18 protein-coding genes and 2 pseudogenes are annotated in these 18,365 nt (G+C 62.1%); 12 read left to right on the top strand and 8 right to left on the bottom strand.

All coding sequences use genetic code 11. From position 1 onward, the window contains the following. Window positions 1-26 precede the first annotated feature (26 nt). Window positions 27-1,028: an agmatinase gene (gene speB, locus NLY33_RS23060; protein WP_023669405.1), complete on the bottom strand. Its 1,002-nt coding sequence runs from the start codon at window positions 1,026-1,028 to the stop codon at window positions 27-29. Window positions 1,029-1,126: 98 nt separating this feature from the next. On the opposite strand from speB, the pseudogene NLY33_RS23055 reads away from it, so the two are divergent. Then, window positions 1,127-1,346 (top strand): annotated as a pseudogene (locus tag NLY33_RS23055) (glycerophosphodiester phosphodiesterase family protein); the annotation flags it as partial. Window positions 1,347-1,546: 200 nt separating this feature from the next. Here NLY33_RS23055 and NLY33_RS23050 read toward each other — a convergent pair. Next, window positions 1,547-2,419 carry an aldo/keto reductase family oxidoreductase gene (locus tag NLY33_RS23050; protein WP_023705042.1) on the bottom strand — a complete coding sequence of 291 codons (873 nt, stop codon included), beginning with the start codon at window positions 2,417-2,419 and terminating at the stop codon, window positions 1,547-1,549. Window positions 2,420-2,510: 91 nt separating this feature from the next. On the opposite strand from NLY33_RS23050, the gene NLY33_RS23045 reads away from it, so the two are divergent. After that, on the top strand, window positions 2,511-3,410 hold the full coding sequence (locus tag NLY33_RS23045) for a LysR family transcriptional regulator (protein WP_023693291.1): 900 nt from the start codon (window positions 2,511-2,513) through the stop codon (window positions 3,408-3,410). A gap of 267 nt (window positions 3,411-3,677) precedes the next feature. Here NLY33_RS23045 and rpsI read toward each other — a convergent pair whose 3' ends face one another. The 3 genes from rpsI to NLY33_RS23030 form a co-directional block, all read right to left on the bottom strand. Then, complete coding sequence (gene rpsI / locus NLY33_RS23040) at window positions 3,678-4,160, bottom strand: 30S ribosomal protein S9 (protein ID WP_023669408.1); 483 nt, start codon at window positions 4,158-4,160, stop codon at window positions 3,678-3,680. A gap of 1 nt (window position 4,161) precedes the next feature. After that, window positions 4,162-4,626: a 50S ribosomal protein L13 gene (gene rplM / locus NLY33_RS23035; protein ID WP_023669409.1), complete on the bottom strand. Its 465-nt coding sequence runs from the start codon at window positions 4,624-4,626 to the stop codon at window positions 4,162-4,164. Between the two features lie 215 nt (window positions 4,627-4,841). Continuing rightward, window positions 4,842-5,306 carry a PaaI family thioesterase gene (locus NLY33_RS23030; protein WP_023689474.1) on the bottom strand — a complete coding sequence of 155 codons (465 nt, stop codon included), beginning with the start codon at window positions 5,304-5,306 and terminating at the stop codon, window positions 4,842-4,844. Between the two features lie 145 nt (window positions 5,307-5,451). Between NLY33_RS23030 and NLY33_RS23025 the strand changes: the two are divergent. From NLY33_RS23025 to NLY33_RS23000, 6 genes and pseudogenes are all read left to right on the top strand, one after another. After that, window positions 5,452-6,272 (top strand): annotated as a pseudogene (locus NLY33_RS23025) (enoyl-CoA hydratase). Window positions 6,273-6,283: 11 nt separating this feature from the next. Continuing rightward, a complete protein-coding gene (locus NLY33_RS23020; RefSeq protein ID WP_023705041.1) occupies window positions 6,284-6,706 on the top strand; it encodes a VOC family protein in 423 nt (140 codons plus the stop codon). Window positions 6,707-6,714: 8 nt separating this feature from the next. Then, the gene (locus NLY33_RS23015) at window positions 6,715-7,497 is read left to right on the top strand and encodes an AAA family ATPase (protein WP_023689471.1); all 783 of its coding nucleotides are present in this window, start codon (window positions 6,715-6,717) and stop codon (window positions 7,495-7,497) included. Next, a complete protein-coding gene (locus NLY33_RS23010) occupies window positions 7,494-8,015 on the top strand; it encodes a CoA-binding protein (RefSeq protein WP_023705040.1) in 522 nt (173 codons plus the stop codon). The genes NLY33_RS23015 and NLY33_RS23010 overlap by 4 nt, the downstream gene beginning before the upstream one ends. Before the next feature lie 174 nt (window positions 8,016-8,189). Beyond that, window positions 8,190-9,470, top strand: coding sequence for an O-acetylhomoserine aminocarboxypropyltransferase (locus NLY33_RS23005; RefSeq protein ID WP_023708656.1), 1,281 nt, complete (start codon window positions 8,190-8,192; stop codon window positions 9,468-9,470). A 180-nt stretch (window positions 9,471-9,650) separates the two neighbouring features. Continuing rightward, window positions 9,651-9,977, top strand: a complete 327-nt coding sequence (locus tag NLY33_RS23000) for a cupin domain-containing protein (RefSeq protein ID WP_444849045.1) — start codon at window positions 9,651-9,653, stop codon at window positions 9,975-9,977. A gap of 20 nt (window positions 9,978-9,997) precedes the next feature. Here the strand turns inward: NLY33_RS23000 and NLY33_RS22995 are convergent, their stop codons facing one another. From NLY33_RS22995 to NLY33_RS22985, 3 genes are all read right to left on the bottom strand, one after another. After that, window positions 9,998-10,714, bottom strand: coding sequence for a transporter substrate-binding domain-containing protein (locus NLY33_RS22995; protein ID WP_023705037.1), 717 nt, complete (start codon window positions 10,712-10,714; stop codon window positions 9,998-10,000). A gap of 18 nt (window positions 10,715-10,732) precedes the next feature. Next, window positions 10,733-11,980, bottom strand: coding sequence for a cytochrome P450 (locus tag NLY33_RS22990; protein ID WP_023708655.1), 1,248 nt, complete (start codon window positions 11,978-11,980; stop codon window positions 10,733-10,735). A 107-nt stretch (window positions 11,981-12,087) separates the two neighbouring features. After that, window positions 12,088-12,678 carry a hypothetical protein gene (locus tag NLY33_RS22985; RefSeq protein ID WP_023705035.1) on the bottom strand — a complete coding sequence of 197 codons (591 nt, stop codon included), beginning with the start codon at window positions 12,676-12,678 and terminating at the stop codon, window positions 12,088-12,090. Between the two features lie 310 nt (window positions 12,679-12,988). On the opposite strand from NLY33_RS22985, the gene clpP reads away from it, so the two are divergent. From clpP to NLY33_RS22965, 4 genes are all read left to right on the top strand, one after another. Continuing rightward, window positions 12,989-13,618: an ATP-dependent Clp endopeptidase proteolytic subunit ClpP gene (clpP, locus tag NLY33_RS22980; protein ID WP_023682306.1), complete on the top strand. Its 630-nt coding sequence runs from the start codon at window positions 12,989-12,991 to the stop codon at window positions 13,616-13,618. A 295-nt stretch (window positions 13,619-13,913) separates the two neighbouring features. Then, window positions 13,914-15,188 carry an ATP-dependent Clp protease ATP-binding subunit ClpX gene (gene clpX / locus NLY33_RS22975; protein ID WP_023682305.1) on the top strand — a complete coding sequence of 425 codons (1,275 nt, stop codon included), beginning with the start codon at window positions 13,914-13,916 and terminating at the stop codon, window positions 15,186-15,188. A 274-nt stretch (window positions 15,189-15,462) separates the two neighbouring features. Further along, the gene (gene lon, locus NLY33_RS22970; RefSeq protein ID WP_023682304.1) at window positions 15,463-17,874 is read left to right on the top strand and encodes an endopeptidase La; all 2,412 of its coding nucleotides are present in this window, start codon (window positions 15,463-15,465) and stop codon (window positions 17,872-17,874) included. Window positions 17,875-18,070: 196 nt separating this feature from the next. Next, entirely contained in the window at window positions 18,071-18,343 is a 273-nt protein-coding gene (locus tag NLY33_RS22965) for an HU family DNA-binding protein (RefSeq protein ID WP_023669423.1), read from the top strand. Window positions 18,344-18,365 lie beyond the last annotated feature (22 nt).

Here is an 18,365-nt window from a genome sequence, read left to right as displayed (position 1 = left end):
CCCGTCAATTCCCTGCTAATTCAGGCCTATATGCCCTGGCCATGGTTTGCCGCGCCATGGTTGCCGCTGTTCAGCTCTTCCGCCCGCGCTTTTCGCTCGGCCACCAGGCCGAGATAGTGCATGGCCACCATCGAGCCGGCGATCGCCGTTATATCGGCGTGATCATAGGCCGGCGCAACCTCGACGACGTCGGCGCCGACAATATCGACTTGGCCGAGCTGGCGCAGCGTCGACAGGATTTTCGCCGAGGACGGTCCGCCGGCAACCGGCGTGCCGGTGCCGGGCGCAAAGGCCGGGTCGAGGCAGTCGATGTCGAAGGTGAGATAGGTCTTCCTGCCGCCGGTGCGGTCGACGATCGCATAGGCGATGTCGGAAGCCCGCATCTCCTCGATCTCGTGACCGTAAAGGATCTTGATGCCGAACGTATCGGGGGCATGCGTGCGGATGCCGATCTGGATCGAACGATCAGGATCGATGATGCCCTCATTGACGGCGCGCCCGACGAACGAACCGTGGTCGATGCGCTTGCCATCGTCAGGCCAGGTGTCCTGATGCGCGTCGAACTGCACCAGCGCCAGCGGCCCATGGATGGCGGCATGCGCCTTGAGCAGCGGCCAGGTGACGAAATGGTCGCCGCCGAGCGACAACAGGAAGGCACCCGATTTCAGGATCTTCGCCGCCTCGCGCTCGATCGTGCCTGGTGTCTTCTGGTGATTGCCCGAATCGAGCAGGCAATCGCCATAGTCGATGACGGCGAGATGTTCGAACAGGTCGCGCGAGAACGGATATTGCGGGTCGTTGTCGAGGATCGCCGAGGCGCGGCGGATCGCCTGCGGCCCGAAGCGCGCGCCCGGCCGGTTGGTGACGGCGGCATCGAACGGAATGCCCCACACGACGGCGTCCGCGCCCTTTGCATCCTTGGTGTATTTGCGCCGCATGAACGACAGCGCGCCGGCATAGGTCGGCTCGAAGGAAGGCCCCGTCTTGGAGCGGGCGGTGAACGCGTTGTCGATGGTCTGGTTCGCCATTACGGGTCCTTCTTTGTTCATCGGGCTGCCACAACTACAGAACCGGCACGCAAGATGCCAGTCACAGCTTGGCGAAGGACTTGTATCGCCAAGGTGCAAGGCCCGGCGGCTTCCTCTCCGGCGGCTGCGGCGATGAACTGGCGGTGCAGGCCGGCATGCCGGCCGAGACCACGGTTTCTGGGCCGAACGCGGCGCCACCATCATCCAGACCGACGAACCGAAGGCTGCCATTGGCTGGCTGGGGGCCAACGGGTTTAGGGTGCCTTATGTGGATGAGGCGAAGCCGGCCGAGCCGCGAATACGGCGAGTATCAATTAGAAATCGTACGTCGGCGCCATCACCCCACCCGGCGCTGCGCGCCGACCTCCCCATCGAGGGGAGGTAGGGCGTTGGCGCTTTAGATTCCGACAGTCGTAGCGATTGCGAGGCATGCAAGGCTGCCGCGACCTCCTACCTCCCCTCGATGGGGAGGTCGCGCCGAAGGCGCGGGTGGGGTGACAGCGCCGCCCGCAAAATCTTCACGCCGCTTTCGCCACCCCATCCAATTCCCTTAGCACATCGGCCGACAGCTCCAGTTCCGCCGCCGCCAGGTTCTCTCTCAAATGCCCGATCGACGACGTCCCCGGGATCAGCAGGATGTTCGGCGAGCGGCGCAGCAGCCAGGCGAGCGCAACCTGCAAGGGTGTGGCGCCGAGCCGCGCGGCCACATCCGACAAGGTCGACGACTGCAGCGGGCTGAAACCGCCGAGCGGGAAGAACGGCGTGTAGGCGATACCGGCGCGCGCCAGTTCATCGATCAACCCGTCGTCGTCGCGATGCGCCAGATTGTACTGGTTCTGCACGCAGACGATCTCGGCGATCCCACGGCCTTCCTCGACCTGCGCTGGGGTGACGTTGCTCAGGCCGATATGGCGCACCAGACCCTTGCGCTGCAGTTCGGCAAGCGCGGTCAACTGCGGCTCGATCGAGCCCTCGGCGGGACCCATCACCCCGAACATGATGCGCAGATTGACGACATCCAGCACCTGAAGACCGAGATTCCTGAGATTATCGTGCACGGCCTGCTCAAGTTCCTTGGCGGAATAGGCAGGCAGCCATGAGCCGTCGCTGCCGCGCCGCGCCCCGATCTTTGTGACGATGACGAGGTCTTGCGGATAGGGCGCCAGCGCTTCGCGGATCAGCTGGTTGGTGACATGCGGGCCATAATAGTCGCTGGTGTCGATGTGGTTGACCCCGGACGCCACTGCTTCGCGCAGCACTGCAATGGCCGCGTCATGATTCTTCGGCGGACCGAAAACGTGCGGGCCGGCAAGTTGCATGGCGCCGTAGCCGAGCCGTTTCACGGTGTGGCTGCCGAGGGTGAATGTGCCGGATTTTTGGATGGTGGACATGGTCGGTCTCCTTTGAGGAGGCGAAGATAGACGCTGCTCAACCTCGGGATAATAAGGTACAATCCGTACAGCTTGTGCGGAATGGCGAACAATGATGGACCTTGGCGATCTGAACGCTTTCGTGACGGTGGCGCGTGCCGGCGGCTTTCGCGAAGGGGCTCGCGCCGGCGGCGGCAGCGCGTCGGGCCTGAGCGAAGCGGTGCGCCGCCTGGAGACGCAGCTCGGCGTCAGGCTGTTCAACCGCACGACACGCAGCGTCGTTCCGACCGACGCAGGTCTCAGCCTGCTCGGACGGCTTGGCCCGGCGCTGTCGGAGGTGGAGGCGGCCCTCGACGTGGTCAATGGCTTTCGCGACAGGCCGGCTGGTTCGCTGCGCCTCAACGTCCCGGTCAGCGCCGCGCGGCTGATATTGCCCGACATCGTTCCGGGCTTCCTCGCCGCCTATCCCGGCATTCGGCTGGAGGTCATCGCCGATGAGAACTTCGTCGACGTGCTGGCGGCGGGCTGCGACGCCGGCATCCGCTATGACGAGCGACTGGAGCAGGACATGATCGCGGTGCCGATCGGACCGCGCGTCCAGCGCTTCGCCACTGGCGCCAGCCCCGCCTATCTCGAGCGCCATGGGCGGCCGCAGCACCCGAGCGACCTGCTTGGCCATGCTTGTCTGCGCGGTCGTTTTGCCAGCGGTGCGATGCTGCCGTGGGAATTCGAGCGCGACGGCGAGGTGGTGCGTGTCGACACGACGGGGCCGTTGATCGTGCGGATCGGCGGGGCGAGCGATCTTGCCGTCCATGCGGCCATTGCCGGCAGCGGCATCGTCGCTCTCTTCGAGGGCTGGCTTCGCCCTCACTTCGAAAGCGGCGCCCTGGAGCCCGTGCTCGAACCGTGGTGGCAGAGTTTTCCCGGACCATTTCTGTACTATCCCGGACGGCGTCTGGTTCCAGCGCCGCTACGGGCGTTTATCGATTACATCAAGGCCGGCAAGTTCTGAGACTTGAACCGAGGCCGGCGCCATCACCCCACCCGGCGCTTCGCGCCGACCTCCCCATCGAGGGGAGGTAGGGTGCCGCGTTTTTATGGTCGAACTGGTTTGCTAGCCGCTGGACCATCGTGGATTGTCCGGGCGGCAAAACTGCCGCGACCTCCTACCTCCCCTCGATGGGGAGGTCGGCGCGAAGCGCCGGGTGGGGTGACTGCCGAGACCCAAAAGAAAAGGCCGCCCGGAGGCGGCCTTTCGATGTCTGGAACGTCGCAGCGCTTAGCGCTTCGAGAACTGGAAGGAACGACGGGCCTTCGCCTTGCCGTACTTCTTGCGCTCGACGACGCGGCTGTCGCGGGTCAGGAAGCCGCCCTTCTTGAGCACGGCGCGCAGTGCCGGCTCGTAGTAGGTCAGCGCCTTGGAAATGCCGTGACGAACGGCACCGGCTTGGCCGGAGAGGCCGCCGCCGATGACGGTGGCGACGATGTCGTACTGGCCGGCGCGGTTGGAAGCGATGATCGGCTGGTTGAGGATCATCTGCAGGACCGGACGCGCGAAATAGGTCGCGAATTCCTTGTCGTTGACGACGATCTTGCCCGAACCCGGCTTCACCCAGACGCGGGCGATGGCGTTCTTGCGCTTGCCGGTGGCATAGGCGCGGCCCGACTTGTCGAGCTTCTGGACATGGACGGGTGCTGCCGGCTGGGTGTTGGTGTTGCCGGTGGCGGCGCCCAATTCTGCGAGCGAGGAAAGCTCAGCCATCTTATGCAACCTTCTTGTTCTTGGCGTTCAGCGCGCCGACGTCGAGGGTGACGGGCTGCTGGGCGACATGCGGATGTTCCGTGCCTGCATAGACGCGGAGGTTCTTCATCTGGCGACGGCCGAGCGGCCCGCGCGGGATCATGCGTTCGACGGCCTTCTCGACGACACGCTCGGGGAAACGGCCCTCGAGCAGCTGGCGCGCGGTGCGCTCCTTGATGCCGCCGGGGTGACCGGTGTGCCAGTAATAGACCTTGTCGGTGAACTTCTTGCCGGTGAACACCACCTTGTCGGCATTGATGACGATGACGTTATCGCCGTCGTCGACATGCGGGGTGAAGGTGGGCTTGTGCTTGCCGCGAAGATGATTGGCGATGACAGTGGCGAGACGGCCGACGACGAGACCCTCGGCGTCGATCAGCACCCACTTCTTCACCACATCCGCAGGCTTCTGCGAAAAGGTTGCCATGGATTTCTGCTTTCAATTTTGACCTTCCGAAGAAGGCGTTTCTTGTTGCTTGGATTGGCGACAAGGCACTTGCCCGCCGCCAATAACAAAACGGCGGCCTTTGCGGGCCGCTGCTTCGTGACGGCTTATAGGCGAGGGGAGTGGGCACGTCAAGGCGCAGGAAACGCACGTCTGCTCGCAAAGTGTAATAAAAACAAAGGTTTGACCAAAAGGTGTTATTTTACCACATCGGCGGCGCGCTTCGGCGGGATCGAATAGGTGCCGGTCGCATGCGCTACCGTGTGTTCCCTCGGTCCGCCGACGATGTCGATATCGAACACCATCAGGCTCTTGCCCAGCTTTAGGATGCGGCAATGGCCGTCGATCGGGCCGGCCTCGGCCTTGCGGACGAAATTGATGTTGAGGTTGACGGTAACCGAAAGCGCATCCGGCCCGGCATGGCTGAGCACGCAGACATAGCCGCCAATGTCGGCCAGCGTGAACAGCGACGGACCCGATACCGTGCCGCCGGGACGCAAATGCCGTTCGTTGGCGTTGAGCCGCACAGTGCAGCCGCCAGGGAAAACGTCGAGCGCCTCATACGACGTGAACTCGTCGTTGAGCTGCGGGTAGACGCTGGCCATCAGCGCATTGACTTCAGCCGCCGTCAGCACCGGCTTGAGATTATCCTGGGCGGGCATGTCGGTCTCTCGTTCTATGCCGGGCCTGTATGAACGCAATGATGCGCTTCTGGCAACACCTTGGCGCAAGCGATGGGTGTTGATGAAACTCGATCCGATATTAGATAGTCTGGCGGCGCCCGGCGGAATCGCGGAGACCCTTGTCATGGCCGAAATCCTTTCGATCAAACCTGTTGCCATAGACGGGCCGGTCATCGCCGGGCTGGACAAGGGCGTGCTGCGCCTGACGCTCGCCAATCCGCCCGCCAATGCCTTGTCGCTTTCCGTCATGGCGGCATTGAGCGCCGAGCTCGACCGTGCCAAGGCCAACAAATCGGTCCGCGTCATCGTCTTGGCGGCCGCCGGGAAAGTCTTCTGCGCCGGTCACGATCTCAAGGAAATGACCGCGCGCCGCGCCGACGCCGACAAGGGCAAGGGGTTTTCGAGCAGACATTTTCGGCTTGCGCGGCGTTGATGCAGCAGATCGTGCGCCATCCGCTCCCGATCATCGCCGAAGTCGATGGCCTAGCCACCGCTGCGGGGCTGCAACTGGTTTGCAGTTGCGACCTCGCCATTGCCTCGCATGAAGCGACCTTCTGCACGCCGGGCGTCAATATCGGCCTGTTTTGTTCGACGCCGATGGTGGCGCTGTCACGCAACGTGTCTCACAAGCACGCCATGGAAATGCTGCTCACCGGCGAGACCATCGATGCCGCAACCGCCAAGGAATTCGGCCTGGTCAACCGCGTCGTGCCGCGCGAATACCTGAATCAGATCGTCACCAAATACGCGCAAACCATTGCCTCCAAATCATCTCTGGTGGTCAAGACCGGCAAGGAAGCCTTTTACGCGCAGGCCGAGATGGGGTTGGCGGACGCGTATGCCTATACCGGCCGCGTCATGGTCGAGAACATGCTGGCCCGCGACGCCGAGGAAGGCATCGGCGCCTTCATCGGCAAGCGCAAACCGGAATGGACGGACGAATAGGTTTTCGATCCATGGAACCGCGCATCTCCATCATCACCATCGCCACCGACGATCTCGAGCGCGCCGTGCGCTTTTACGAAGGCATGGGCTTGAAGCGCCACGCCGGCATCACCGATGGCGTCGCCTTCTTCCAGATGGGCGGCGCCATTCTCGGCCTGTTCCCGAGGCCAAGCGCCGAGGAGGATTCAGGCATTGCCTTCGCCGCAGCACCGTCGGCGGTCTACCTCGCCTACAACGCCCGCTCCGATGCCGAAGTCGACGACGTGCTGGCGGCCGCCGAGAAGGCCGGCGGCAGGATCGTCAAGCCGGCAGGCCGCGCCTTCTGGGGCGGCTGGTATGGATATTTCGCCGATGCCGACGGCCATGTCTGGGAAGTCGCACACAATCCGGCCTTCCCGATCGCGGATGACGGCACCATCTCGCTGCCGGACTGAGCGTCCGCATGGGCTATCGCAAGCAACTGACCCGGCTTAAGGCGCCTTATCTCAAACGCATCCTGATTGACCCCGAGCGCGTGGAAGATTGGGAAAAATATCCATGGAACCTGCCGCTGTTTCGCGGCCGTGAATTCGAGATCGAATTCACCACGCCGATCACCATCATTGTCGGTGAAAACGGCACCGGCAAATCGACACTGCTGGAAGCCATCGGCGCGCTGGCCGGTTACGACGAGGCCGGCGGCGGCAAGGGCTATCGTCCGGTCGATCATTCCATCGCCATCGACAAGAGCGGTGCGGCACTGGCGAATACATTCCGCGGCCACTGGCTGCCAAAAGTCACCGCCGGCTGGTTCTTTCGTGCCGAATCTTTTTACTCGGTCGCGCGCTATCTCGACCAGGCGGCACTCGAAGACCCGTTCGGACCGCCGCCGCCGGACTTTCTATCGTGGTCGCATGGCGAAGGGTTCATTCGCTTTTTCGAGGAGCGCTGCCGCCGGCAAGGCATCTACATCCTCGACGAGCCCGAAAGCGCGCTGTCGCCGTCGCGGCAGATCGAATTGTTGAAGATGCTGCGGCGCATGGACCGGTCAGGCACGGCGCAAGTGATCATGGCGACGCATTCGCCGCTGCTGATGGCTTGTCCCGGCGCGCGGCTCTTCCGCATCAGCCGTTTCGGCCTCGACCCCACAGATTTCACCGATACCGATCATTTTCGCATGATGCGCGACTTCTGCACGGACCCGCAGTCCTTTATGGAGGAAGCACTGAGGGAGACCGACGAGTGAATCACGATAGCTACGACAATGCCTATATCGGCGGCATCCTCAATTCTGTGAAGACCATCGCCATGGTCGGCGCGTCGGCCAACGATGTCAGGCCGAGCTTTTTCGTGCTGAAATATCTGCTGGCCAAGGGCTTTTCGGTGTTTCCGATCAATCCTGGGCAGGCCGGCAAGGAAATCCTCGGCCGCATGACCTATGCCAGCCTTGCCGATCTGCCGGAGCCGGTTGACATGGTCGACATCTTTCGCGCCTCCGCAGCGGTGCCCGGCATTGTCGATGAGGTGCTGAAGCTCGACCCCTTGCCGAAAGTCGTCTGGATGCAGCTTGGCGTGCGCGATGACGAGGCGGCGACGCGTGCCGAGGCGGCCGGTATCAAGGTGGTGATGAACCGCTGCCCGAAGATCGAATATGGCAAGCTGTCGGGCGAGATTGGCTGGACCGGCGTCAACTCCGGTGTGCTGTCGTCGAAGAAGCCGCTGATGCGGTCGGGATTCCAGAGTTTCGGTGTGCGCCAGAAGTAAGGCAGTGAATGGTGAATGGTGAATGGTGAATAGAAGGATTTTCCTGGAAGCCGGGTAAAGCCGCATATGAGCGGCTTGCAATCAAGGTGGGACTGGCCGACTTTGCGACCACCATTTATCGCTCACCATTCATCATTTCACCATTCACACGTTTACCGCTCAGGGAGGTTTTCGATGACCCGCACGCCCGGTTTCAACACGCTCGCCGTCCATGCCGGCGCCAAGCCCGACCCGGCAACGGGCGCACGCGCCACGCCGATCTACCAGACGACCTCCTTTGTGTTCGACGATGCCGACCATGCCGCCTCGCTGTTCGGGCTGAAGGCCTTCGGCAACATCTACACCCGCATCATGAACCCGACCCAGGCGGTGCTGGAAGAGCGGATCGCGGCGCTCGAAGGCGGCACGGCTGCACTTGCCGTTGCTTCCGGCCATGCCGCACAGGTGATCGTGTTCCACAATCTCATGCGGCCTGGCGATAATTTCGTCGCCGCCACAAGGCTTTACGGTGGTTCGATCAATCAGTTCGGCCATGCCTTCAAGAATTTCGGCTGGGAGGTGCGTTGGGCCGACACCAACGACATCTCCACTTTCGAAAGCCAGATCGACGATAAGACCAAGGCGATCTTCATCGAGAGCCTGGCCAATCCCGGCGGCACCTTCGTCGACATCGAGAAGATCGGCGACATCGCCCGCAAGCACGGCTTGCCGCTCATCGTCGACAACACACTGGCCTCGCCCTATCTGGTGCGGCCGATCGAGCATGGCGCCGACATCGTCGTCCATTCGCTGACCAAGTTCATCGGCGGCCACGGCAATTCGATCGGCGGCGCCATCGTCGATGGCGGCACGTTCGACTGGTCGAAATCCGGCAAATATCCGATGCTGTCGGAGCCGCGCCCCGAATATGGCGGGCTTGTCCTGCACGAAACCTTCGGCAATTTCGCCTTCGCCATCGCCGCGCGCGTGCTCGGCCTGCGCGACATCGGCCCGGCAATTTCGCCGTTCAATGCCTTCCTGATCCTGACCGGGCTGGAGACCTTGCCGCTCAGGATGCAGCGCCATTGCGATAATGCGGTCACCGTCGCCGGCTGGCTGTCCAACCACCCCAAGGTCGCCTGGGTCAACTATCCCGGCCTGCCCAGCGACAAGAACAACGCGCTGCAGAAGAAATACTCGCCGCAAGGCGCCGGTGCTGTCTTCACCTTCGGCCTGAAGGGCGGCTACGAGGCCGGCATCAAGTTCGTCGAGGCGCTCGAACTGTTCTCGCACCTCGCCAATGTCGGCGACACCAAGTCGCTGGTCATCCATCCGGCATCGACCACGCATCGCCAGCTTTCCGACGAGCAGAAGGTCAAGGCGGGTGCGGGACCGGACACGGTCCGGCTGTCGGTTGGCATCGAGGATGTCAACGACATCGTCGCCGATCTGGAACAGGCTTTGGCCAAGGTTTGATTTTTTTAGTGAGTAGTGAGTAGTGAGTAGTAGTCGGTATTCACTAGTTAGCAGTGATTAGTGATCAGCCACCCGCTCGAGGGAGCGCTTTCCGTTCACTACTCACTACTCACTACTCACTGCACTACTCACTAGTCACTAATCTGTTGGAGGCAAACCCTGTCCGCGCATTACCTGGCCATATTGACCGACAGCGTCGACGCCGAACATGGCGCCCCGGCGCCGGATCGTCTGATTGCGGGCGATCCGAAGTTCCGCACCTGGAATGTCGAGGAGCGCGATGGCCGCCTTTATGCCGGCATCTGGGAAGCGACGCCGGGCAAATGGCGCATCGAATATGACGAATGGGAGTTCTGCCACATCCTGTCCGGCGTCTCGGTGGTTGCCGAGGACGGTGGCGAGGCCCGCACGGTGCGCGCCGGCGACAGCTTCGTGCTCAGGCCAGGCTTCAGGGGCAGCTGGGAAGTGCTTGAAACGACCCGCAAGGAGTATGTGATCAAGCTCTGACGCTCGGTCGCGCTTGGACTTCACAAAAGCCGATCGATGTCAGTGTCGGAAAAGCCGTATCCGCTCATCATCTCCCTGTGCCAGGGACTTCCAAGCAAATCACTGAGACATAAATCGATGCGCTGGAGCAGGGTGGCAGTGCCTTTGGCGAGAGCGAAAGCGCCGGGCGCTGGCTGTTTTTCGACTGCCGGGACGTCGACGACGTCGAGAGGCGCGTCGGGTCGCCGGCTCAGATAGCCGCGATGCGCGAGCGCTACACTCGCATAGGCATGCACCACGCCGGCCGCGACGGCGTTAGCTGCTTCGGCCTGAGTGGCAAATATCCTTAGCCGTTCGGGCTGAATAGCGTTTTGCAGGGCCGTCCGGTGCTGGATCTGGCCGGATATGACGCCGATCAGCGCCGTCCGATCATTGGCGACGGACCGATAGCCATCGAAGGCGCGGGGATTGTCTTTCGCGACCAGCAATCCATCCGCCAGCATCCAGATCGGCCTTGTGAAGTCGACCAGCTTCCGGCGGCCGTCGGAAATGAACAGGCCGGTGGTTATGTCCCACCGATGTTCGGCAAGCCCAGGCAGCAGCTCGGCAAACTCGGTCTCGATGGGCAAAAGTTCCAGCCCGAGCGTCAGGCAGACCCTCGTGGCCAGTTGGGCATCGCTGCCGCCCAGACGTGCCGATCCGTCGATAAAGCAGAAGGGTGGTTCCTGTAGAAAGGCGAATCTCATTTTCTCGGGCATGCGTCGGCTCCGCCGTCCTCACAAGCTCACAATGAGCTTTTCCAGCCCATGGAAATGATAGGTGTCGCGGAAGCGCGGCTCCTCCGCAAGATGGAGTTGCGGCTGCCGCTCGAACAGGGTTTTCAGCGACACCTGCAACTCCAGCCGCGCCAGCGGCGCACCGATGCAGAAATGGATACCGGCGCCGAACGAGACATTCTTCTGGTCTGGTCGGCCGGGCCGGAAGGCGCCAGGTTCGGCAAAGGCAAGCGGATCATGATTGGCCATGCCGAGCAGCAGGCCGATCGTCTCGCCCGGCTGTACGACAACCCCGGATGTCACCTCGACCTCCTCGTAGGCGTAGCGGGTGAACATGTGCAGCGGCGCGTCGAAGCGCAGGCACTCCTCGACCGTCGCAGCGGTTGCTTCCGGCGAGGTGAAGAAACGGCCGGGGTCGCCGCCTTGCGCCAGCAGCGTGCGCACGGCGTTGCCGGTTTGATGGACGGTCGCCTCGTGGCCGGCATTGAGCAACAGGATGGCGGACGAGACCAACTCGTCTTCCGACAGCTTCTGGCCATCCTCCTGCGCCGCGATCAGCAGCGACAGCAGGTCGTCGCCAGGCTTCTTGCGCCGCTCGGTGACATAGCCGCGCAAAAAGTCGGAAAAATCGCGCGCGGCGCGATTGGCCGCTTCCTCGGTCTCGCGCGTCCGGCCATGCATGTACATGGCCACCATCCGGTGCGACCAGTCGAGCAGTTGCGGCCCCATTTCGACCGGCACACCGAGCATTTCGGCAATGATGGTGATCGGCAAAGGTGCGGCGAAGCTGGGCAATAGATCGACCTGGCGCGGCTCGAAACGGTCGATCAGCTCATTGGCCAGCGCCTCCACGCGCGGCCGCAGCCGCTCGACCTGGCGCGAGACGAAGGCGCGGTTGACCAGGGTTCTGAGCCTGGTGTGCACCGGCGGCTCCAGCTCCAGCATCGAATTGCTCTCGATGCCGTCGAAAGCGGCCAAATGCGAGCGATCCTCGCCGATGCCGCGGCTGTCGGGAATGCCGGCCGGGTTCTGGCGGCCGAAGCGGCGGTCGCGCAACAGCCGGTTGACGTCGTCGAAGCCGCCAAAGCACCAGAAGCCGAATTCCTCCCAGAAGAAGGCATTCGATGCGCCATGCAGGACGGCATAGGCGTCGTAGGGGTTCTGGAAAAACGCCGGTTCGTGCGGATCGAGCCGCAGGCGGCGCGTGGCTGGATCAAAGGCGAGGTAGGGCGGCATGGATGTGGTCATGCCAGACCATTACCGCGGCTTGCCGGCTTGGTGCCAGACCGGATGTTGGCACCCGACGGCCCTATGGATTGAGCCAACCGAGGCGGACCTCGGCGAAGTACCGAAGTCTAATCCTCGCAATGCCTGGCAATATGCACGCGGCGCCAGCTGGTCGAGCCTTCCTGCACCACCACCCGGCGCGCCATCCTCTGGTATGACGGCGCTATCTGGGTGACGTGCCGCCGCTCGGGCCGCACCAGCACTTCATGGGCGACGCTCTCATATTCGGCCGGCAGCACAACCCGGCGGGTGCGCTCCGGTTCAACCACCACCGTTTCGGCCACACGCGCGTAGCGGGCCTTGCGCCACACCTTGCACAGCACCTTGCGGCCGTGGATGACGCGCCATTCCCAGGCATAGCCGCCATCGTCGACCTGGACCGTGCGGTAAACGGTGCGGGTTCTCGCCGGTACGATGTCATAGGTGACTCGGGGCGGCGCGATCTGCTCGACGCGCTCCATGGTGCCATAGATCGGCGGATCATAGTCGACCAGCTGCCCGCCGGGACTGACCATGACGTCTTCATAGACGGTGTCATAGAGCGCCGGCCTGTGCACCGGCTCATAGCATTCGGCGGCCCGGCCGCCGGCAACCGCATCGGACACGATGCCGAGACCGGCAAGGCCGGAAATGGCGAGGCAAACAGTTTTCCTGATCATGGCACTCCCCCTGTTTGAACGCGAGAAGGTGAGGTTCAACGTTGAACTGTAGGGGAAGGTTCTCCGGGGGAAAGCGGTTTCGCCGCATTTCGTTAAGCGACGCGGTTAAGGAATTGCTACACCGCAAAAACGCCGCTGGCCGCGTTCGGACTTTCCCTTGCGCGGAAACCTTGATTCGACTTAACCAGATGGCTAGGAGAGGCGGCCTTGCGCTAGGGTGAGCCGGCATCCTATTTACATTCTAACCATCAAGAACCGATTCTGCCCGATTTCCCGGCGCCGGAATCCCCATCTCCAAAAAGGGTAGTCCATGAAGAACCCCGTCGAAACCTACATGAACCTCGTTCCGATGGTGGTCGAGCAGACCAATCGCGGCGAGCGGGCCTACGACATTTTCTCGCGCCTGCTGAAAGAGCGCATCATTTTCATCACCGGCCCGGTCGAAGACGGTATGGCGACGCTGGTTTGTGCACAGCTTTTGTTCCTCGAGGCCGAGAACCCGAAGAAAGAGATCAATCTCTACATCAACTCGCCGGGCGGCGTGGTGACCTCGGGCATGGCGATCTACGACACCATGCAGTTCATCAAGCCGGCAGTGTCGACGCTGTGCATCGGCCAGGCGGCGTCGATGGGCTCGCTGCTTCTGACCGCCGGCCACAAGGACATGCGTTTTGCCACGCCGAACGCCCGTATCATGGTTCACCAGCCTTCCGGCGGTTTCCAGGGCCAGGCCTCCGACATCGAGCGGCACGCGCAGGACATCATCAAGCTGAAGCGCCGCCTCAACGAGGTCTACGTCAAACACACCGGCAAGAGCTACGAAGACATTGAAAAGACGCTTGACCGCGACCATTTCATGACCGCCGACGAAGCCAAGGATTTCGGCCTCATCGACAAGGTCATTTCGTCGCGCGAGCCGGTCGAAGGCGCTGCGGCATAAGCGCTGCATGGCAGTTGGATGGCGGGATAACGCGCTTTTGCTGGGATTTGCGGCATTTCGGCCACAATTGGCTGTTCCCTCGGTGGATGGGATTGCCTACGTTAAGGCTATGTTGATTTTCGACGGCTTAGCTTTGTGCAGGGTTGGCGCGAATCATTGCGACGTTTTCTGATTTGTGTTTCGTACGGAATGCGTTGCGGGAGCCGGGACACTGGCGGCGGCGAATTCCCGCGATAGATAGAATATGCGCCCTTTCAGCCAGACCATCGGCGGGCGGCCATGAAAGGACAGGAAAATGAGCAAAGTCGGCAACAACAGCGGTGATTCGAAGAACACGCTTTATTGCTCGTTTTGCGGCAAAAGCCAGCATGAGGTGCGCAAGCTGATCGCCGGCCCAACGGTGTTCATCTGCGACGAGTGCGTCGAGTTGTGCATGGACATCATCCGCGAGGAGAACAAGACCTCGATGGTGAAGTCGCGCGAGGGCGTGCCGACCCCGCAGGAGATCCTGAAGGTTCTCGACGACTATGTCATCGGCCAGCCCTACGCCAAGCGCGTGCTGTCGGTGGCTGTCCACAACCACTACAAGCGCCTCGCGCATGCCGGCAAGAACAACGACGTCGAATTGGCGAAGTCCAACATCCTGCTGATCGGCCCGACCGGCTGCGGCAAGACGCTGCTTGCCCAGACGCTGGCCCGCATCATCGACGTGCCCTTCACCATGGCCGACGCGACGACGCTGACCGAAGCCGGTTACGTCGGCGAGGACGTCGAAAACATCATCCTGAAGTTGCTGCAGTCGGCCGACTACAATGTCGAGCGCGCCCAGCGCGGCATCGTCTACATCGATGAAATCGACAAGATCTCGCGCAAGTCCGACAACCCATCGATCACCCGCGACGTGTCGGGCGAGGGCGTGCAGCAGGCGCTTCTGAAGATCATGGAAGGCACCGTTGCCTCCGTGCCGCCGCAGGGCGGCCGCAAGCATCCGCAGCAGGAGTTCCTGCAGGTCGACACCGCCAACATCCTGTTCATCTGCGGCGGCGCCTTCGCCGGGCTGGACAAGATCATCTCGGATCGCGGCAGGAAGACTTCCATCGGCTTCGGCGCCATCGTCGCTTCGCCCGAGGATCGCCGCACCGGTGACGTGTTCCGCCTGGTCGAGCCCGAGGATCTCTTGAAGTTCGGCCTCATCCCCGAGTTTGTCGGCCGTCTGCCGGTCCTGGCGACGCTGGAAGACCTCGACGAGCCAGCGCTGATCCAGATCCTGACCGAGCCGAAAAACGCGCTGGTCAAGCAGTATCAGCGGCTGTTCGAGATGGAGAGTGTCGACCTGACCTTCCATGAGAATGCGCTGTCGGCGATCGCCAAGCGCGCCATCGAGCGGAAGACCGGCGCCCGTGGCCTCCGCTCGATCATGGAAGCGATCCTGCTCGACACCATGTTCGAACTGCCCGCCCTGGAAGGCGTGCGCGAAGTGGTGATTTCGGAAGAAGTGGTGACCGGCAGCGCCCGGCCGCTCTACATCTATTCCGAGCAGAAGGAAAAGAAGGGCAACGTCAGCGCCTGATCTGGCATCTGGCCTAACCTTTTTATGGAACGGCGCCCGCGGGGCGCCGTTTTGCTGTGGTGAGGTACCGATCCTTGTAACGGAGTGGATGAACGGACCGTGTTGACCCTTGATCTTTGCCCACCGTGCATCCAACTAACACTGGAAGGCCGAGGTGCCGAATTCTGTGCTGTAAAACTCCCGTCACAAACGGTGGTAGGCGGAACGATCCCCGGTCGTTAATATGAGATTCGCGGTTGGCTCGATTAGCGGCCGCGACATGAAAGGTTGGACAATGGCCAAAATATCCAAGGCTCCCAGCGACGGCGTCTTCGCAGTCCTCCCACTGCGCGACATCGTGGTGTTCCCGCACATGATCGTTCCGCTCTTTGTCGGGCGTGAAAAGTCGATCAAGGCGCTGGAAGAGGTTATGGGTCAGGAAAAGCAGATCCTGCTTGCCACCCAGATGAATGCCGCCGATGACGATCCCGAGCCCGATGCGATCTTCGACATCGGCACGCTCGCCAATGTGCTGCAATTGCTGAAGCTGCCCGACGGCACCGTCAAGGTGCTGGTCGAAGGCGCTTCGCGTGCCAAGATCGTCTCGTTCACCGACCGTCCGGACTTCCACGAAGCTACCGCCACGGCGCTGGTCGAGCCGGAGGAGGAAGAGGTCGAGGTCGAGGCGCTCGCCCGTTCGGTCGTCACCGACTTCGAAAACTACGTCAAGCTGAACAAGAAGATCTCGCCTGAAGTGGTGGGCGCCGCCAGCCAGATCGACGACTATTCCAAGCTCGCCGATACGGTTGCTTCGCACCTCGCCATCAAGATCCCCGAGAAGCAGGAGATGCTTGCCACGCTGTCCGTCAAGGAACGGCTGGAAAAGGCGATGGGCTTCATGGAGGCCGAAATCTCCGTCCTGCAGGTGGAGAAGCGCATCCGCTCGCGCGTCAAGCGCCAGATGGAGAAGACGCAGCGCGAATACTACCTCAACGAGCAGATGAAGGCGATCCAGAAGGAGCTCGGCGAAGGCGAGGACGGCCGCGACGAGGCCGCCGAGATCGAGGCGCGCATCAAGAAGACCAAGCTCTCCAAGGAGGCCCGCGAAAAGGCGGAAGCCGAGTTGAAGAAGCTGCGGACGATGTCGCCGATGTCGGCGGAATCGACCGTGGTGCGCAACTACCTCGACTGGATCCTGTCGATCCCGTGGGGCAAGAACTCCAAGGTCAAGCAGGACCTGGCGTTTGCGCAGAACGTGCTCGACACCGATCATTTCGGCCTCGACAAGGTCAAGGACCGCATCGTCGAGTATCTCGCCGTGCAAAGCCGCCAGAAGAAGCTGAAGGGGCCGATCCTGTGCCTCGTCGGCCCTCCCGGCGTCGGCAAGACCTCGCTCGGCAAATCGATCGCCAAGGCGACCGGCCGCGAATTCATCCGCATGGCGCTTGGCGGCGTGCGTGACGAGGCCGAGATCCGTGGCCACCGCCGCACCTATATCGGTTCGATGCCCGGCAAGGTCATCCAGTCGATGAAGAAGGCCAAGAAGTCCAACCCGCTCTTCCTGCTCGACGAGATCGACAAGATGGGCCAGGACTTCCGCGGCGATCCGTCATCGGCCTTGCTCGAGGTGCTCGATCCCGAGCAGAACTCGACGTTCATGGACCATTACCTCGAGGTCGAATACGACCTGTCGAGCGTGATGTTCGTGACGACGGCGAACACGCTGAACATCCCTGCGCCCCTGATGGACCGCATGGAGATCATCCGCATCGCCGGCTACACCGAGGACGAGAAGATCGAGATCGCCAAGCGTCACCTGATGCCCAAGGTGATCCGCGACCATGCCCTGCAGCCGAAGGAATTCTCCGTCGGCGAAGACGCGATCCGCGGCATCATCCAGACCTACACCCGTGAAGCGGGCGTCAGAAGCCTGGAGCGCGAGCTGATGAAGCTCGGGCGCAAGGCGGTGACCGAGATCCTGAAGACGAAGAAGAAGACGGTGAGCATCACGGCGGCGAACCTCGCCGATTACCTCGGTGTTCCGCGCTTCCGCTTCGGCCAGGTCGAGGCTGACGATCAGGTCGGTGTCGTCACCGGTCTTGCCTGGACGGAAGTCGGCGGCGAGCTGCTGACGGTCGAAGGCGTCATGATGCCCGGCAAGGGCCGCATGACGGTGACCGGCAATCTGCGCGACGTGATGAAGGAATCGATCTCGGCGGCGGCCTCTTATGTCCGCTCGCGGGCCATCGATTTCGGCATCGAGCCGCCGCTGTTCGACAAGCGTGACATCCACGTCCACTTGCCCGAAGGCGCCACGCCGAAGGACGGTCCGTCTGCAGGTGCTGCCATGGCGACAGCCATCGTGTCTGTCATGACGGGGATTCCGGTCCGGGCCGATGTGGCGATGACTGGCGAGATAACGCTTCGCGGCCGCATCTTGCCGATCGGCGGCCTCAAGGAGAAGCTGCTCGCCGCATTGCGCGGCGGCATCAAGAAGGTGCTGATCCCGGAAGACAATGCCAAGGATCTGGCGGAGATTCCGGACAATGTGAAGAACGGTATGGAGATCATTCCGGTCTCACGTGTCGGCGAGGTTCTGAGGCACGCGCTGGTGCGCATGCCGGAGCCGATCGAGTGGGTCGAGCCGGTCAATCCGCCGGCTTCCACCGATACCGTTGACGATGCTGGAAAGTCGCTTGCACATTAGAAACTACTAAAGTTGCAGTGCACAAAGAGAGAGCCGGGCCTTGAGCCCGGCTTTTTCATGTGAAAAACCCACCTTTTCCGGGCTTTTTTCAACTTATTTCCGGCTTTTTGACTTGGGTTTGCGAGCGCTTCTTTCTAAAGTCCCTCTCCTGCCGGATGAGTCGAAAGTTCCGGTTTTCTCATGGAAGGGAATTTTTATGAACAAGAACGAACTGGTTTCGGCTGTCGCTGAATCCGCGAGCATTTCGAAGGGTGACGCACAGTCGGCGGTTGAGGCGGTGTTCTCCGTCATCACTGGCGAACTGAAGAAGGGCGGCGATGTACGGCTCGTCGGCTTCGGAAATTTCACCGTCTCCAAGCGTGCGGCATCGACTGGCCGCAACCCGCAGACTGGCGCGGAAGTGAAGATTCCGGCGCGTACCGTGCCGAAGTTCTCGGCCGGCAAAGGCCTCAAGGACGCGGTCAACTAAAAATTTTTTCAGAGAATGTTGG

The sequence above is a fragment of the Mesorhizobium sp. C432A genome, assembly GCF_030323145.1.
Classification (GTDB): Bacteria; Pseudomonadota; Alphaproteobacteria; order Rhizobiales; family Rhizobiaceae; genus Mesorhizobium.
The sequence above is the reverse complement of the archived record's forward strand: the minus strand, read 5'-3'. Positions and strand labels throughout refer to the sequence as shown.

Coding starts and splice junctions, on each gene's coding strand:
- speB (WP_023669405.1), bottom strand. CDS start 1,028: ATGGCGAACCAGACCATCGACAACGCGTTCACCGCCCGCTCCAAGACG.
- NLY33_RS23050 (WP_023705042.1), bottom strand. CDS start 2,419: ATGTCCACCATCCAAAAATCCGGCACATTCACCCTCGGCAGCCACACC.
- NLY33_RS23045 (WP_023693291.1), top strand. CDS start 2,511: ATGATGGACCTTGGCGATCTGAACGCTTTCGTGACGGTGGCGCGTGCC.
- rpsI (WP_023669408.1), bottom strand. CDS start 4,160: ATGGCTGAGCTTTCCTCGCTCGCAGAATTGGGCGCCGCCACCGGCAAC.
- rplM (WP_023669409.1), bottom strand. CDS start 4,626: ATGGCAACCTTTTCGCAGAAGCCTGCGGATGTGGTGAAGAAGTGGGTG.
- NLY33_RS23030 (WP_023689474.1), bottom strand. CDS start 5,306: ATGCCCGCCCAGGATAATCTCAAGCCGGTGCTGACGGCGGCTGAAGTC.
- NLY33_RS23020 (WP_023705041.1), top strand. CDS start 6,284: ATGGAACCGCGCATCTCCATCATCACCATCGCCACCGACGATCTCGAG.
- NLY33_RS23015 (WP_023689471.1), top strand. CDS start 6,715: ATGGGCTATCGCAAGCAACTGACCCGGCTTAAGGCGCCTTATCTCAAA.
- NLY33_RS23005 (WP_023708656.1), top strand. CDS start 8,190: ATGACCCGCACGCCCGGTTTCAACACGCTCGCCGTCCATGCCGGCGCC.
- NLY33_RS22995 (WP_023705037.1), bottom strand. CDS start 10,714: ATGCCCGAGAAAATGAGATTCGCCTTTCTACAGGAACCACCCTTCTGC.
- NLY33_RS22990 (WP_023708655.1), bottom strand. CDS start 11,980: ATGACCACATCCATGCCGCCCTACCTCGCCTTTGATCCAGCCACGCGC.
- NLY33_RS22985 (WP_023705035.1), bottom strand. CDS start 12,678: ATGATCAGGAAAACTGTTTGCCTCGCCATTTCCGGCCTTGCCGGTCTC.
- clpP (WP_023682306.1), top strand. CDS start 12,989: ATGAAGAACCCCGTCGAAACCTACATGAACCTCGTTCCGATGGTGGTC.
- clpX (WP_023682305.1), top strand. CDS start 13,914: ATGAGCAAAGTCGGCAACAACAGCGGTGATTCGAAGAACACGCTTTAT.
- lon (WP_023682304.1), top strand. CDS start 15,463: ATGGCCAAAATATCCAAGGCTCCCAGCGACGGCGTCTTCGCAGTCCTC.
- NLY33_RS22965 (WP_023669423.1), top strand. CDS start 18,071: ATGAACAAGAACGAACTGGTTTCGGCTGTCGCTGAATCCGCGAGCATT.